Here is a 14863-nt window from a genome sequence, read left to right as displayed (position 1 = left end):
CAGCACCTCGCGGTCCGGATCGATGGACTGCACGACCTCGACGGCGTTGGACGAGGTGCAGCAGATGTCGGTGAGACCCTTCACCTCGGCGGTGGTGTTGACGTAGGACACGACGACGGCGTCCGGGATCAGCACCGTCTTGCTCGGCGACAGGATCTTCGCCGTCTCCGCCATGAAGTGGACGCCGCAGAAGACGATGGTCTCCTCCTGCGCCTCGGCCGCGATCCGCGAGAGCGCCAGCGAGTCCCCCACGTGGTGGGCGATGTCCTGGATGGCCGGCAGCTGGTAGTTGTGCGCGAGGATGGTCGCGTTCTTCTCCGCGGCCAGGCGCCGGATCTCCTCGGCCCACTCAGGTCCGGCGTCGACGCCCGTCCAGCCGGTGGGTCCGTCGTGGATCTCCGAGAACAGCCGGTCGGCGGTGGTCGACGGCGTGGTGATCGACATGATGTCTCCTCGCGTGCGTCCGACGCGGGGGTCGCATCGGGTGCGGACCCACTCGAGTGGACCCGGCCGGGTTTTCGACTTAAGGTCGAAAACATGACCCATGGTAGCACCGCCCGTCACGAGGTCCTCTCCGTGGTGTTCCGTGTGTCACCCCCGGCCCCCGACGCACCTGCGGAATTGTGCGTCCTGCTGTGGCAACGCGCCCTCGCCCCCGACCGCGGCGCCTGGGCATTGCCCGGCGGCACCCTGGGCGACGACGAGAACCTCCCCGACTCCGCCCGTCGCCAACTCGCCGAGAAGGTCGACGTGCGCGAGGTCCGCCACCTCGAGCAGCTCTCCGTGTTCGCCGAGCCCGGACGAGTGCCGGGTCTGCGCACCATCGCCTCGACGTTCCTCGGGCTGGTCCCCCTCGTCGCCGACCCGGTCCTGCCCGTCGACACCCGCTGGCATCCGGTGTCCGACCTCCCGCGGACGGCGTTCGACCACGGCACCATGGTGGGCTACGCGCGCACCCGTCTGGCGGCGAAACTCTCCTACACCAACATCGCGTTCGCACTCGCGCCCGACGAGTTCACCCTCTCGACGCTGCGCGACATCTACTGCGCCGCACTGGGACACCAGGTGGACACCACCAACCTGCAGCGCGTCCTGACCCGCCGCGGCGTCATCGCCTCCACCGGCCGCACCGCCCCCCCGGGCCCGGCCGGCGGACGCCCCGCCACTCTCTACCGCTTCGCCGACGCACGGCTGCGGGTGACCGACGAGTTCGCCGCCCTCAGACCGCCGGGCTGATCGGGTCGGCAGCGTCGTCGGGGTCGGGCGCGTCGTCCGGGTCGGGCGCGTCGTCGGGGTCGGGTGCGAACGCGACCAGCACCACCAGCGTCACCGCCGCGGCCAACGGCGCCGCGATCAGGACCGTCGGGGCGCCGAGGCCGGGGGCCGAGGCCACCACCGCTCCGGCCGCGACATCGCTGACGTCCGGATAGCGGAGGGCGGCCAGACCGAGCCCTGCTCCCGCCGCGCTCACCGAGCCGACCGCCGCCGCGGCCACGATGCCCACCGCGCGGCGCACCGTGGCCGGACCACCGCGCCACGCCGCGATCGACCCGACGACGCCGGCCGCCGCCGTCGTCGTCGCGAACAGGGCCAGGGCGTCGAACCGGTGCAGGCTCTCCCCGGTGAGGACGACGCCGCGTCCGTCGCCCAGCGCGCCGACGTGCTCGGCCGGGGCAAGCAGTGCCCAGGCGACGCCGAGCAGCGCCCCCACCACCGCCGCCGCCACGATCCCGCGGGCCCACCGGACCCCTCGCGTCGACCGCGGCGCGGAGGTAGCAGGACCTTCGGATTCGACCACGGCCACGACCCTAGTTCGCCCGCTGGCTAGGGTGACGACGACGCCGGGTGCGCCGGCGCCGACGAGGTCGGAGAGGACGGTCCCGCGCGTGCACCTGACCCGAACCGACGTGGTCGACGCCGCCGTGTCGCTCCTCGACGACTACGGACTGGCCGATCTGTCGATGCGCCGCCTCGCGACGTCGCTGGCCGTCGCCCCGGGTGCGTTGTACTGGCACGTCGCCAACAAGCAGGCTCTGCTCGGCGCGGTGGCCGACCGCATCCTGCTGCGCGCCGTCGCCCGCCCGGCGACCGCCGAGCACTGGGACGCGCGCCTGGTGGAGATCGCCGAGTCCCTGCGGGACGCCCTGCTGTCCCACCGCGACGGAGCCGAAGTGGTCGCCGCCAGCCTCGCCGCGCGGCAGGTCGGCGTCCCTATCCGGGAACGGCTGGCCGAGCCGGTGCGCGCGTCCGGACTGGACGACGCCGACGTCGCCCCCGCCGCGCAGGCGGTCCTGCACTTCGTCCTCGGGGCGACCACCGACGAGCAGTCGCGCATGCAGCTCGATTCGGTCGGCGCGCTGCCGGAGTCCGATCGACCCGCCGCGCTCGACACCGATGCGGCCACCGGGTTCGCCGTCGGTCTCACCCTGTTCGTCGACGGCATCCGCCACCGCGTCCGTACGCTGGAGCGGTGAGCGAGTCCACCGTCACCGTCCTGGGCGCCGGAATCTCCGGTGCCGCTTGCCTTCTCGCGCTGCGCGCCGCGGGCGTTCCGGCGCGAGTGCTCGACCGCGGCCGTGCCCCGGGAGGTCGGATGGCCTCCCCGCTCCTGCACGACCGTCGGGTCGACACCGGCGCCGGGTACTTCACGGTGCGCGACGACGGGTTCCGCGCCGTGGTGGACGACTGGTCCCGCCGCGGACTCGTCCACGAGTGGACCGACACCTTCACCGTGCTGCGGGCCGGCGACGAGCCCGAACCCAAGACCGGGCCGACGCGGTGGGGCACTCCCGGCGGGCTGCGCTCCCTGGTCCGCGACCTCCTGCGCGACACCCCGATCGACCGGGCCGAGGTCGACGAGCTCCCGGCCGGGCACGTCGTGCTCGCCATGCCGGATCCGCAGGCGTCACGCATCGCCGAGGTCCCCGACGCCGTCGCGTACGACCCGGTGATCACCGTGGTGCTCGGGCTGCGCGACGCGGCCGCGGTGCCCTTCCCCGACGCGGCCTTCGTGCAGGACGATCCGGACGTCGACTTCCTCGCCCTCGACGGCGCACGCCGCCGCGACGGCGCGCCGGTGCTCGTCGCCCACACCACCGCGGACCGCGCCCGCCGTCATCTCGACGATCCGGACGCGGCGATCGCTCCGGTCGTCGACGCCGTCCGTCGACTCACCGACATCGCGCCGCCCGACTGGACGCACGCCCACCGCTGGACGTACGCGAAACCGTCGGCGAGTCACGACACCTCGCATCGTGTGATCGAGCAGGACGGACGGTTGCTCGGCTTCGCGGGCGATCAGTGGTGCCCGGAGGGGTCGCCGCGCGTGGAGAGCGCGTGGCGGTCCGGAACCGACCTCGGCGAGGCGATCGCGGCGCGACTGGGGGCGTGACCGCCGGCCCGACCGGGGGCGCGACCAGCGGTGCAGGTCACAGACCGGGGGGTATGCGCACCGGCGGGATAGGGTTCGGGCCATGTCCGTCGACCATGCACGCGAGTCCTCGATCCAGGTATGGCCCGGCAGTGCGTATCCCCTGGGAGCCACCTACGACGGCGCCGGCACCAACTTCGCTCTCTTCTCCGAGGTGGCCGAGGCCGTCGATCTGTGTCTGGTGGAGGCGGACGGAACGGAGACGCGCATCCGCCTCGACGAGGTGGACGGGTACGTCTGGCATGCGTACGTGCCCACCGTGCAGCCCGGCCAGCGGTACGGCTACCGCGTGCACGGCCCGTGGAACCCCGGAGCCGGCCAGCGCTGCGACGCCAGCAAACTGCTGGTGGATCCCTACGGCAAGGCCTTCGTCGGCGCGTTCGACGGCGACCGGTCGCTGTTCAGCTACGACATCGATCTCCCCGCGCACACGCCGCAGATCCCGGTCAGCGACGACGTCGCCGTGATCCCCGGCGCGGCGCACGACACCGCACCGGCCGGTTCCGCCGCCGCGTCGAAGACCGTCGACGCGATCCGCGACAACGCGCCCACCGCCGCCGTGATCCCCGACGAGGCCGAGAACGCGGCGGGCGACGAGTCGACCGCCGCGGAACCCGACACCGCCGACGAGCACTTCCCACAACACGATTCGCTCGGGCACACCATGCTCACCGTCGTCGTGAACCCGTTCTTCGACTGGCAGAACGACCGCGCTCCGCGTCGCCCGTACAACGAGACGGTCATCTACGAGGCGCACGTCAAGGGCATGACCATGACGCACCCGGACGTGCCCGAGGATCAGCGCGGCACGTACGCCGGCCTCGCGCACCCGGCGGTGATCGACCACCTGACCCGGTTGGGGGTCACGGCCATCGAACTCATGCCGGTGCATCAGTTCATGCAGGATCAGACGTTGCTGGACAAGGGGTTACGCAACTACTGGGGCTACAACTCCTTCGGCTTCCTCGCCCCGCACAACGAGTACTCGTCGTCACCGATCGCCGGGTCCGCGGTGTCCGAGTTCAAGACGATGGTGCGCTCGTTCCACGAGGCGGGCATCGAGGTCATCCTCGACGTGGTCTACAACCACACCGCCGAGGGCAATCACATGGGCCCGACCATCGCGTTCCGCGGGATCGACAACGCCGCCTACTACCGTCTGGTGGACGACGATCCGTACTTCTACATGGACTACACCGGCACCGGGAACAGCCTGAACGTGCGCCACCCGCACACGCTGCAACTCATCATGGACTCGCTGCGCTACTGGGTGACCGAGATGCACGTGGACGGCTTCCGCTTCGACCTCGCGTCGACGCTGGCGCGCGAACTGCACGACGTCGACAAGCTGAGTGCGTTCTTCGATCTGGTGCAACAGGATCCGGTCGTCAGCCAGGTCAAGCTCATCGCCGAGCCGTGGGACGTCGGCGAGGGCGGTTACCAGGTGGGCAACTTCCCCGGCCTGTGGACCGAGTGGAACGGCATGTACCGCGACACCGTCCGCGACTACTGGCGCGGCGAGCCGGCGACGTTGGGCGAGTTCGCCTCTCGGCTCACCGGGTCATCCGACCTCTACGAGGCGACGGGCCGCCGTCCGGGCGCGAGCATCAACTTCGTCATCGCGCACGACGGGTTCACCATGCACGACCTGGTGTCCTACAACGAGAAGCACAACGAGGCCAACGGCGAGGACAACAACGACGGCGAGAGCCACAACCGATCCTGGAACTGCGGCGTCGAGGGCCCGACGGACGATCCGGAGATCCTCTCGCTGCGGGCCCGGCAGATTCGCAACATGCTGGCCACGCTGATGCTGAGCCAGGGCACCCCGATGCTCGCGCACGGCGACGAGATGGGCCGCACCCAGCAGGGCAACAACAACGTCTACTGCCAGGACTCCGAGCTGGCGTGGATGGACTGGTCGCTCGCCGAGTCCAACGCCGATCTGGTGGAGTTCACCTCCCGCGTGATCGCCCTGCGCAACCAGCACCCGGTGTTCCGTCGTCGTCGCTTCTTCGAGGGCCGGCCCATCCGGTCCGCCGAGCAGACGCGCGACATTGCGTGGCTGACGCCGGCGGGCGAGGAGATGACCGAGGAGGACTGGGATTCCGGCTTCGGCAAGTCGCTGGCGGTCTTCCTCAATGGGGAGGGCATCCCCGAGCCGGACGCCCGCGGCAATCGCGTCGTCGACGACACCTTCTACCTCTGCTTCAACGCGCATCACGAACCCATCGACTTCACCACCGTCGACGGGCAGTACGCGGCGGAGTGGACCGTGGCCCTCGACACCGCCGTCTCGACGGGCGTGCGGGACACCGTCGTGACGGCGGGCAAGAGCGTTCAGGTGCAAGCACGATCACTGTTGGTGCTGAAGAAAACGGGGTAACACCCGGCCATGACTGCCGACGCGATCACCTCGACCTATCGACTGCAACTGCGAGGTGACCGCTTCCGCCTGGCCGACGCCGAGGCGCTGGTTCCGTACCTGGCCGATCTCGGCATCTCCCACCTGTACCTGTCGCCGATCCTCACCGCGTCCGAGGGCTCCACGCACGGATACGACGTCACCGATCCCACCACCGTGTCGGAGGCCCTGGGCGGACGCGCGGCGCTGGAATCGCTGTCCGCCACAGCGCGATCGCACGGTCTCGGCGTCGTCGTCGACATCGTTCCGAATCACCTGGGCGTCGCGACCCCGCGCGAGAACCCGTTCTGGTGGGACGTGCTCCGCTTCGGACGCGCGTCGTCGCACGCGCACGTGTTCGACATCGACTGGACCGCCGGGCGCATTGCCCTCCCGGTGCTGGGGGACGACGCGGACGTCGCCGAGCTGACCGTCGACCGGTCCGGCGACGAGACCACGCTCGCGTACTACGACCATCGCTTCCCGGTGGACCCGAGCACGGACGACGGCAGCGACGACGCGCGCGCCGTGCACGACCGCCAGGCGTACGAGTTGGTCGGGTGGCGGTCGGGCCGCATCGGGTACCGACGCTTCTTCTCCGTCAGCGATCTCGCGGGGATCCGTCAGGAGGATCCTGGCGTCTTCGACTGGTCGCACGAGCAGGTGCGCTCGTGGTTCACGGACGGGTTGGTCGACGGCGTCCGCGTCGACCACCCGGACGGCCTCACCGATCCCGCGGACTACCTCCGCCGTCTCCGGGACCTGATCGGTCCCGAGTCGTGGCTGGTGGTCGAGAAGATCCTCACCGCCGCCGAGCCGCTCGACGCCACCCTCCCGGTGGACGGCACCACGGGGTACGACGCGCTTGCCGACATCGGCGACGTCCTGCTCGACCGACGCGGCGAGGACGCCCTGACGCGTCTCGCCGAGGAGACCACCGGGGACGCGGCGGACGCGGCCTGGGTGCACGCCGCGGAACGCGCGCTGAAGAGAGAGACCGCGCGCACGCAGCTGGCCCCCGAGGTACGACGTCTCGCTGCCGCCGTCGTCCGGGACACGCGCACCGACGCCCGGGCGGAGTCCATCGCCGAGGCGGCGGTCGAGGTGGTCGCCCGAATGCCGGTGTACCGCTCGGACTACGCCCCGCTGACCGGCTTGCTCCCCCGACTGATCGGCGAGGTGCAGGCCGAGCAGCCCGATCGGACCGAGGCGCTGGATGCGCTGGTGGCCGCCGTGGCGGTCGGCGGCGAAGCCGCCGCGCGGCTGCAGCAGGTGGCCGGCGCGGTGATGGCCAAGAGTGTCGAGGACTGCATGTTCTACCGTGCGGCGCGGCTGGTCTCCTTGCAGGAAGTCGGCGGCGATCCCGCCCGATTCGGTCTGTCGACGCCCGAGTTCCACGCTCGCCTGGCCGAGCGGGCGCGCTGGTGGCCGCGGGCGATGACCACCCTGTCCACCCACGACACCAAGCGCGGTGAGGACGTCCGTGCGCGGATCGGCGTGCTCTCGCAGGTGCCGGAGCTGTGGCGGCGGTGCCTCGCCGACTGGAACGACGCCGCCCCGTCACCCGACGGCTCGACCGGACTGTTCCTGTGGCAGAACATCATCGGGACGTGGCCGGCGAACGGCGAGCTCACCGACACCTACCGTGAGCGCCTGCACGCCTACGCCGAGAAGGCCATGCGCGAGGCCGGGTCGCGCACGTCCTGGAACGATCAGGACGCCGACTTCGAATCCGCCGTCCACACCTGGATCGACACCCTCCTCGACGGTCCGGTCGCGCAGTCCGTCACCGAGTTCGTGGCCGGCATCGCTCCGCACGGGTGGAGCGATTCACTGGCCCAGAAGCTCGTGCACCTCACGGGGCCCGGCATTCCCGACGTCTACCAGGGCACCGAGGTGTGGGAGGACTCGCTGGTCGACCCCGACAACCGGCGCGACGTCGACTACGCGGCGCTGCGCACGCTCGCCGAGACCACGACGTCGGCACCCGCGGTCGACGGCACGGGCGCGGCCAAGTTCTGGGTTACGCGTCACGCCGTCACGCTGCGACGCGAGCGTCCGGCGAGCTTCGTCGGCGGTGACTACGTCCCGGTCACGGCCTCGGGGTCGGCGTCCGATCACGTCGTCGGCTTCGGCCGGGGCGAGCACGGCGGCGCTCCGAACGTCGTCGTGCTGGCCACCCGGGCGTCCCTGGCGTTGGTCGGCAACGGGCGGGAGAACGACACCTGGGGTGACACCACCGTCGCTCTGCCCGAAGGCGAGTGGACCGATCGCCTCACCGGGGCGACGTACTCCGGGACGACGCCGGCCGCGACGGTGTTCGGCACGCTGCCCGTCGCCCTGCTGGTGCGCTGACGCCGGTCGACCGTCCGCTGCTACCCGCGCGGCGGGAGCGGCACGAAGTAGCTGGTGCGCTGCTGATACTCCCGGTAGCCCGGCCGCTCGGCCATGTGCCGCTCGAGCAGCCGGGCCCCGGTGGCGAAGACGAGGAAGTAGGTCATCGCCACCGGGGAGAGCACGGTGACCACCGCGGGCCCGGCCAGCGAACCCGCACCGCCCGCCGCGATCAGATACACGCCCCACCACACACACGCGTCGCCGAAGTAGTTGGGATGGCGCGTGTAGCGCCACAGACCGCGGTCCATGATCCGGCCCGTGTTCGCGGGGTCGGCCTTGAACGCGTCCATCTGACGATCGCCGACGGTCTCGAAGGTGACTCCCACGAGCCACAGCGCCACACCCACCACGGTGAGCACCCCGACGGTCCCGTCGGCCGACGCCGCGACCTGCACGGGCAGCGAGACGAACCACAGGGCGAGCGCCTGGGTCAGGTAGATCTTGCGCAGCGCGGTGACCACCGGGTGTCCGCCGGCCCGAGCCAGCATGTCCTCGTACCGCGGGTCCTCCCCCTTGCCGCGGGAGCGTCGGGCCATCGACACGGCGAGCCGGGTTCCCCACAGCCCCACCAGGATCGCGAGCAGGACACGGCGCCACAGCTCGCCCTCGCCCGCAATCGCGGCCACGACCGCGATCACCACGAAGCCGGCGCCCCAGCTGACGTCGACGACGTTGTGTCGTCCGATGCGGAACCCGACGACGGCGGTCAGGCCGAGGACCGCCAGGGCCACGAGCAGCGACAGGCCCGCGAGTCCCGCGAACGCCGAGAGATCGAACGACGCGGAGTTCACGCGTACGACTCGCGCGTCGGCGGCATGGTGGTGTGCCCCTGCTCGTCGGGCCGCGTCGCCAGGATCTGATCGACCCCCATGCGCCCGTCGCGGAAGGCCATACCGCCTCCGACAAGGTACAGACGCCACACGCGGGCGACCTCCTCGCCCACCATCGCGACCACCTCGTCCCACCGGGACTCGAACGTCTCGTACCAGGCGTCGACGGTCCGCACGTAGTGCTCGCGCAGCGCGTGGACGTCGCGCACCTCCAGCCCGGACTCCTCGATCATCGCGACGGTGGCGCCCACGGGACGCATGAACATGTCGGGGGCGATGAAGGATTCGATGAACGCGCCGCCGCCCGGGTTGTCGCCGGCTCGACGTGACATCTGCTGCACCAGCACGCGTCCGCCGGGGACCACGTTCTCGAACAACGCCCGCGCGTACACAGGGTAGTTCTTCTCCCCCACGTGCTCACCCATCTCGATCGAGGCGACGGCGTCGAACGGCCCGCCCTGCACCTCGCGGTAGTCCTGGATGCGAATCTCGACTCGGTCCGCGAGCCCACGGTCCGCGATCCGCTTGTCCACGAACGCCTTCTGCTCACGCGAGATGGTCACCCCCACCACCTGCGCGTCGAAGTATTCGGCCGCGTGCAGGCTGAGCGAGCCCCATCCGCATCCCACGTCGAGGAAGCGCATGCCGGGTCGGGCGTCGAGCCCGATCTTGCGGCACACCAGGTCGAGCTTGTCCCGCTGCGCGTCGACCAGTCCGTAGTCGGGGGCATCCGACGTCCAGTAGCCGCTCGAGTAGGCCATCTGCGGATCCAGAACGAGTTCGTAGAACTCGTTGGACAGGTCGTAGTGGTGACTGATCGCCGCACGGTCGCGCATCAGCGAGTGCAGGCGACCCGTCACGACGGCCTGCGACGCCGGCGGCGGCAGCGGGCGGCCGATCGCCCCGAGCGACGCCGCTGTCCGGGCCAGGTCGACGAGCGCCCGCGGGGTCGGGCGCACCGCCGACAGCCGGCGGGTACGCACCACGTCCCAGACGTGCGTCAGGGCCGCGTTCAGATCCCCCTCGACGTCGAGGTCGCCGGTCACGTAGGCCTGCGCCGCACCCAGCTCGCCGGGGTTCCACAGCAGTCGACGCAGCACGTCGGGGCTGCGCAGGGTCACGGCCGGGGCGTCGACCGGGCCCGCCGTCGACCCGTCCCACGCCGTCAGACGAACGGGCAGCTCCCCGCCCACCACCGGACGCAGCAGGGTCTCGAGGCGGGCCGCCACGGTTCCGGTGGTGGTCATCGGTCGCTCCTTCGGTCGAGCACGATCTGGTGGACGTCGAGGTAGCCGGTGTCGAAGCCGGCCTCGGAGTAGCAGAGGTAGAAGTGCCACATGCGGGCGAAGGTCGGGTCGAAGCCCAGCAGGTGGACGTCCTCGAGGTTCTCGGCGAACTTCTCGTCCCAGGCGCGAAGGGTGCGGGCGTAGTGGTCGCCCATCGAGAAGCGTTCGCGCACCCGCAAAGACGTCTCCCGTTCGGTGACGGTGTCGATCGCGTGGACGGACGGCAGGAACCCGCCGGGGAAGATGTACTTGTGCACCCAGGTGTACGTGTTCCGGGTCGCGACCATCCGGTCGTGCGGCATGGTGATGGCCTGGATGGCGACCCGACCGCCCGGCGCGAGAACCGAGTCGATGGTGCGGAAGTACGTGCCCCAGAACCGATGTCCGACGGCCTCGATCATCTCGACGGACACCACGGCGTCGTACTCGCCGTCGACCAGGCGGTAGTCCAGGAGGTCCACCTGCACGCTGTCCGACCAGCCCGCGGCGTCGATGCGCTTGCACGCCAATTCGAGCTGCTCGGTCGACAGGGTCACGGACCGCACCGTGGCGCCCCGTTCGGCGGCGCGGATCGCGAGTTCACCCCAGCCCGTGCCGATTTCGAGGACACGCGAGCCGGCCGTCACGCCGGCCGCGTCGAGGAGCCGGTCGATCTTGGCCCGCTGCGCGTCGGCGAGCGAGGTGGTCGCGTCGGCGAACAGCGCGCTGGAGTACGTCATCGTCTCGTCGAGGAAGAGCTCGAAGAGCTCGTTCGACAGGTCGTAGTGGCGGGAGATGTTCGACCGGGTGTTGCTCGTCGTGTTGGTCTCCGACCCGGGCGGCTTGGGTACGTACAGCGACCGAAGGCGTTGCAGCGGAGCCGGAATCAGCGTGGCCATGTGCTCGGCGAACACCGACAGCGCCGCCGTCAGGTCCGGCGCGTCCCAGTCCCCGGCCATGTAGGCCTCGCCGAAGCCGATCAGGCCGCTCTCGCCCACGCGCGCAGCGAAGTCCCGCGGCCGGTGCACCACCATCGTCGGTGCGGTGGGATCGGTCGCTCCCCCACCGACGACGACGCCGCCGGGCATCTCGACCCGGATGTGCAGTCCCGCGGCGGCGCGGCGGAAGAGCGCATCGGCGACGGGAGCGGCGAGGCGCGCCTTAGGCGACGTCGGGACGTGGTCGAGTCCCGGCCAGCGACGCGCGTCGACGACGGGTGGGGCGGCGAACGTGGTGGGCATCGGCTGACTTTCGGTGGGAAGGGACGGCGAGGTGGGGTCGTCGGCTCGGTGGCGCGGGACGATCGGCAGGCCGCGGAGCCAGAGCGCGATGCCCCGTCGACGGATGCGGGCGGACACCAGGTGCGGCGCCAGCGGAGAGCGCAGAGCGGTTCGCACCAGGGCGCGGGTGGTGGCCGGGCGGCCGGTGCCGGTGACGGTGGCGACGAACGGGGGCTGCCCGTCGCGGACGAGCACGACCGACAGGTCGAGCGTGCCGTCCGGTTCCGGAAGGCGCATGCGGTACCGGCCGTCGACGTCGTTGAACGGCGAGACGTAGAACGCCTTGTCGACCTGCGCGCGACCGTGCGCGTCGGGCCGCACCGCGTAGTGGTGCCGGCCGCCGTAGGTGTTGCGGACCTCGGCGACCACCCAGTCGAGGGCGCCGGCGTCGTCGTGCACCCAGTAGACCGTCAGGGGGTCGAAGGCGTGGCCGAGCGAGCGCACCCCGGTGAGCATGGTGATGCGCCCGGTCGCCGGCTCGCCGCCGTGGGCAGCGAGCACGTGATCGATCTCGGCTCGCAGTGTCCGGCCGTCCGCCGTGTGGTCCGCCGGGTCGATGCGGCCGAGCGCGCGCAGCGGGCGCGGCACCGTCGGGAGGTCGTCGATGTCGACGAACCAGGCGTGGCTGCGGTAGGTGAAGTCGCTGCGCACCGGCGCCGTCCGCAGGTGGCGGATGGTGGTGTCGAACACCGTGGCCGTCATGCCCACACCCCGCCGAGCCGTTCGGCGGCGCGCAGCCCCGACGCGGCGCCGTCCTCGTGGAACCCCCAGCCGTGGTAGGCGCCCGCGTAGACCGTGCGGTCGGTGTTCAGCGTCGGCAACACCTGCTGCGCGGCAACGGATTCCGTCGTGTAGAGCGGATGCTCGTAGTGCATCGTGTCGAGCACCGCCGCCGCGTCCACCCCGACCCGTCGATCGGTGGGCTCGCCGAGGGTGACGAGGTACCGATCGCCGGTGTCCGGCAGGCGCTGCAGGCGAGTCATGTCGTAGGTGACGACGACGGCACCGGGCGTGGCGGCACAGGAATCCATGCGGTAGTTCCAGGACGCGCGGGCGCGCGGGGTTCGCGGGAGGACCGACGAATCCGTGTGCAGCCGAGCCACGTTGGGCGAGTAGTCGATGGCACCGAGCACCCGGTGCTCGGCATCGGTGGGGTCGTCGAGGATCTTCAGCGCCTGCTGCGGGTGGGTGGCGACGACGATCGCGTCGAAGTCGACGGTGTCGCCCCCATCGGTGCCGACGGTGACACCGTCGGCGTGCCGACGCACCGAGGCGACGGGCGTCGACGTCCGCACGTCGGCGATGTGGGCCGCGACCCGCTCGACGTAGCGGGCCGACCCGCCGGTGACGGTGCGCCACGTCGGCGATCCGCCGACGCCGAGCATGCCGTGATGATCGAGGAACGTGAACAGGTAGCGCGCCGGATAGTCCAGCGCCCGTGCGGGTTCGCAGGACCACACTGCCGAGACCAGCGGAGTCATGAAGTGCGACCGGAAGTAGTGCCCGAACCGGTGCCGGTCCAGGAACTGCGCCACCGTCTCCGGCGTCTCCTCGGTGGTCGGTTCGGCCGCGACGAGCGCGGCGGCCACGCGGTGGAATCGCACGATCTCCGCCAACATGCGCAGGTACCGTCCGCGCCGAGCGGTGGCGAGCGACGGGAGAATGCCCGAGAGTCCCTGTCCGCCCGAGTACTCCAGCCCGCAGCCGTCGCACCGGATGGACATGCTCATGTCCGACACCTGCGTGGGAACGGACAGCTCGCGGAACAGGCGCTGCAGCGTCGGGTACGTCCGGTCGTTGTGCACGATGAACCCGGTGTCCACCGACAGGTCGCCCCGGGTGCGGGTCCGCACGGTGTGGGTGTCGGCGTGGCCGCCGAGTCGCGCGTCCGCCTCGAACACGGTCACACGGTCGGTGCGGGACAACACGTAGGCGGCGGTGAGGCCGGCGACGCCGCTACCGACGACGGCGATGGACCGCGGGGTCCCGGAGCCGTGAAGCATGTGACTTCTCCCTGTATCGCGCAGTCTGTGGTTGGACTGTCGATCAGGATTTCGTTGGCGACGGGCCCCTAGATGGGTCGGTCCGCGGGCCGGATGCCGTCGCGGGCAGCCGAATCCGGGGCGAACAGGACATCCCGGACGGCGTCGCGCGTGAGACGTGACCATCGCCACGACCGGTGCAGCATGAAGTGACCGGCACCGGCCATGGACACGAACCGCGCCACCACCCCGCGACGCGCCGCACGGGACGTCGCGGCGTCCGACAGTGTCGCGTCGGTCCACCGGTCCCGCGTGCCGTGCACGACGAGCAGGCGCGATCCCGGCGCCATCGTGTCGGTCTCGGTGCCGCTCGGCCACCACGGGGCCAGCGCCACCACTCCCGCCACCGCGGGGTGCCCGGCGACGGCGGCCGCGGTGCGGCCCCCCATCGAGTGACCGACCAGGACCACGCGAGCGCCCGGTTCGCGTGCCCGCAGCAGCGTCTCGATCGCCCACTGCGCGTCGGCGACGGGACTACGTTCGGCGCCGTTCCACCCGCGGTAGCGATACCGCAGCAGAACGACGTCGGCGTCGCGCCCGACGGCCCGGCGGAGCATGCGGGCGATCGGAACCATGCGGAGGTAGGACAGGTGCCACGGGCGGACCGGGTCGTGACTGGCGACCTTGCCGCCGTGCAGGAGCACCACGACGGGCCGCGCCGAGCCGGCGGAGCCGGTCGTGCCGTGCAGGGTGGGTGCAACCGAGGCCATGCTCTGTCTTCGGCGCCCCGGGCCGGGCGGATTCCGGGGTGTGGCGCGATCCACGGACGACGAACGGCGGGCCGGACACCTCGTGGTGTCCGGCCCGCCGTGATCGGTGGAGCTGCCGGGAATCGAACCCGGGTCCTGCGTCGTGTTACCAGGGCTTCTCCGTGTGCAGTTCGCTACGCCTCTGCTTGGATCTCCGGATCTCGCGAACACGTCCGGATGACGATCCCAGTCACTGTTGGATGTTCCACGTCAACCCGTGACCGGATGACGCGGTGAGCCCTCTAGCTGATGCCAGTACCCGGCCCGAGGGCGAAACCGGACTGACAGACACGCAGTCGCTACTTAGGCAGCGAGTGCGTAGTCGCGCTGATTGGAATCGGCGCTTATATTTTTGCGATGACGCTTGCGGTGGTCTCTCGCCTGCACCGACACGCTTCCCCTGACTCGACGTACACAGTCGAAACCGTTCAGCCCCTTTCTCACCCGAAGGTGACGTTCACCCACC

The 14863-nt window shown here is 71.0% G+C and carries 12 protein-coding genes, 1 other RNA gene and 1 pseudogene; 5 read left to right on the top strand and 9 right to left on the bottom strand.

The features are described 5' to 3' along the window. Positions 1–444, bottom strand: a 444-nt coding sequence (gene nadA, locus HQ603_RS04395) for a quinolinate synthase NadA (protein WP_222683112.1), incomplete at its 3' end; no start/stop codon positions are given. Positions 445–537: 93 nt separating this feature from the next. Here nadA and HQ603_RS04390 point away from each other — a divergent pair. Then, positions 538–1236 carry an NUDIX hydrolase gene (locus HQ603_RS04390; RefSeq protein ID WP_222683111.1) on the top strand — a complete coding sequence of 233 codons (699 nt, stop codon included), beginning with the start codon at positions 538–540 and terminating at the stop codon, positions 1234–1236. Here HQ603_RS04390 and HQ603_RS04385 read toward each other — a convergent pair. Next, on the bottom strand, positions 1220–1798 hold the full coding sequence (locus HQ603_RS04385) for a DUF2567 domain-containing protein (RefSeq protein ID WP_222683110.1): 579 nt from the start codon (positions 1796–1798) through the stop codon (positions 1220–1222). The two genes, HQ603_RS04390 and HQ603_RS04385, sit on opposite strands and share 17 nt — an antisense overlap. Before the next feature lie 88 nt (positions 1799–1886). Between HQ603_RS04385 and HQ603_RS04380 the strand changes: the two genes are divergently transcribed. From HQ603_RS04380 to treY, 4 genes are all read left to right on the top strand, one after another. Then, the gene (locus HQ603_RS04380; protein ID WP_222683108.1) at positions 1887–2474 is read left to right on the top strand and encodes a TetR/AcrR family transcriptional regulator C-terminal domain-containing protein; all 588 of its coding nucleotides are present in this window, start codon (positions 1887–1889) and stop codon (positions 2472–2474) included. Continuing rightward, positions 2471–3391 carry an NAD(P)/FAD-dependent oxidoreductase gene (locus tag HQ603_RS04375; protein WP_222683106.1) on the top strand — a complete coding sequence of 307 codons (921 nt, stop codon included), beginning with the start codon at positions 2471–2473 and terminating at the stop codon, positions 3389–3391. Before HQ603_RS04380 ends, HQ603_RS04375 begins: the two co-directional genes overlap by 4 nt. 82 nt (positions 3392–3473) lie before the next feature. After that, positions 3474–5816, top strand: a complete 2343-nt coding sequence (glgX, locus tag HQ603_RS04370) for a glycogen debranching protein GlgX (protein ID WP_222683104.1) — start codon at positions 3474–3476, stop codon at positions 5814–5816. Positions 5817–5825: 9 nt separating this feature from the next. Beyond that, on the top strand, positions 5826–8189 hold the full coding sequence (treY, locus tag HQ603_RS04365) for a malto-oligosyltrehalose synthase (RefSeq protein WP_222683103.1): 2364 nt from the start codon (positions 5826–5828) through the stop codon (positions 8187–8189). Between the two features lie 20 nt (positions 8190–8209). Here treY and HQ603_RS04360 read toward each other — a convergent pair whose 3' ends face one another. The 7 genes and pseudogenes from HQ603_RS04360 to ssrA form a co-directional block, all read right to left on the bottom strand. Beyond that, positions 8210–9022 carry a DUF1295 domain-containing protein gene (locus tag HQ603_RS04360; RefSeq protein ID WP_222683101.1) on the bottom strand — a complete coding sequence of 271 codons (813 nt, stop codon included), beginning with the start codon at positions 9020–9022 and terminating at the stop codon, positions 8210–8212. Next, positions 9019–10308, bottom strand: coding sequence for an SAM-dependent methyltransferase (locus HQ603_RS04355; RefSeq protein WP_222683099.1), 1290 nt, complete (start codon positions 10306–10308; stop codon positions 9019–9021). The genes HQ603_RS04360 and HQ603_RS04355 overlap by 4 nt, the downstream gene beginning before the upstream one ends. Next, entirely contained in the window at positions 10305–11567 is a 1263-nt protein-coding gene (locus HQ603_RS04350; protein WP_222683309.1) for an SAM-dependent methyltransferase, read from the bottom strand. The genes HQ603_RS04355 and HQ603_RS04350 overlap by 4 nt, the downstream gene beginning before the upstream one ends. 60 nt (positions 11568–11627) lie before the next feature. After that, positions 11628–12308: pseudogene (locus tag HQ603_RS04345) on the bottom strand (DUF1365 domain-containing protein); the annotation flags it as partial. Then, entirely contained in the window at positions 12305–13609 is a 1305-nt protein-coding gene (locus HQ603_RS04340) for an NAD(P)/FAD-dependent oxidoreductase (protein ID WP_222683097.1), read from the bottom strand. The gene HQ603_RS04340 and the pseudogene HQ603_RS04345, both read right to left, overlap by 4 nt. Before the next feature lie 68 nt (positions 13610–13677). Then, entirely contained in the window at positions 13678–14358 is a 681-nt protein-coding gene (locus tag HQ603_RS04335) for an alpha/beta hydrolase (RefSeq protein WP_222683095.1), read from the bottom strand. Between the two features lie 104 nt (positions 14359–14462). Then, positions 14463–14833, bottom strand: a transfer-messenger RNA (tmRNA) gene (gene ssrA, locus HQ603_RS04330). Positions 14834–14863 lie beyond the last annotated feature (30 nt).

Source organism: Rhodococcoides corynebacterioides, assembly GCF_019834675.1.
GTDB lineage: Bacteria > Actinomycetota > Actinomycetes > Mycobacteriales > Mycobacteriaceae > Rhodococcoides > Rhodococcoides corynebacterioides_A.
This window is presented reverse-complemented; position numbering and strand designations above follow the sequence as displayed.

What these genes read in the sequence shown, in the direction of transcription:
- glgX (WP_222683104.1), top strand. Translation starts at nt 3,474, where the DNA reads ATGTCCGTCGACCATGCACGCGAGTCCTCGATCCAGGTATGGCCCGGC.
- HQ603_RS04340 (WP_222683097.1), bottom strand. Translation starts at nt 13,609, where the DNA reads ATGCTTCACGGCTCCGGGACCCCGCGGTCCATCGCCGTCGTCGGTAGC.
- treY (WP_222683103.1), top strand. Translation starts at nt 5,826, where the DNA reads ATGACTGCCGACGCGATCACCTCGACCTATCGACTGCAACTGCGAGGT.
- HQ603_RS04335 (WP_222683095.1), bottom strand. Translation starts at nt 14,358, where the DNA reads ATGGCCTCGGTTGCACCCACCCTGCACGGCACGACCGGCTCCGCCGGC.
- HQ603_RS04390 (WP_222683111.1), top strand. Translation starts at nt 538, where the DNA reads ATGACCCATGGTAGCACCGCCCGTCACGAGGTCCTCTCCGTGGTGTTC.
- HQ603_RS04350 (WP_222683309.1), bottom strand. Translation starts at nt 11,567, where the DNA reads ATGCCCACCACGTTCGCCGCCCCACCCGTCGTCGACGCGCGTCGCTGG.
- HQ603_RS04355 (WP_222683099.1), bottom strand. Translation starts at nt 10,308, where the DNA reads ATGACCACCACCGGAACCGTGGCGGCCCGCCTCGAGACCCTGCTGCGT.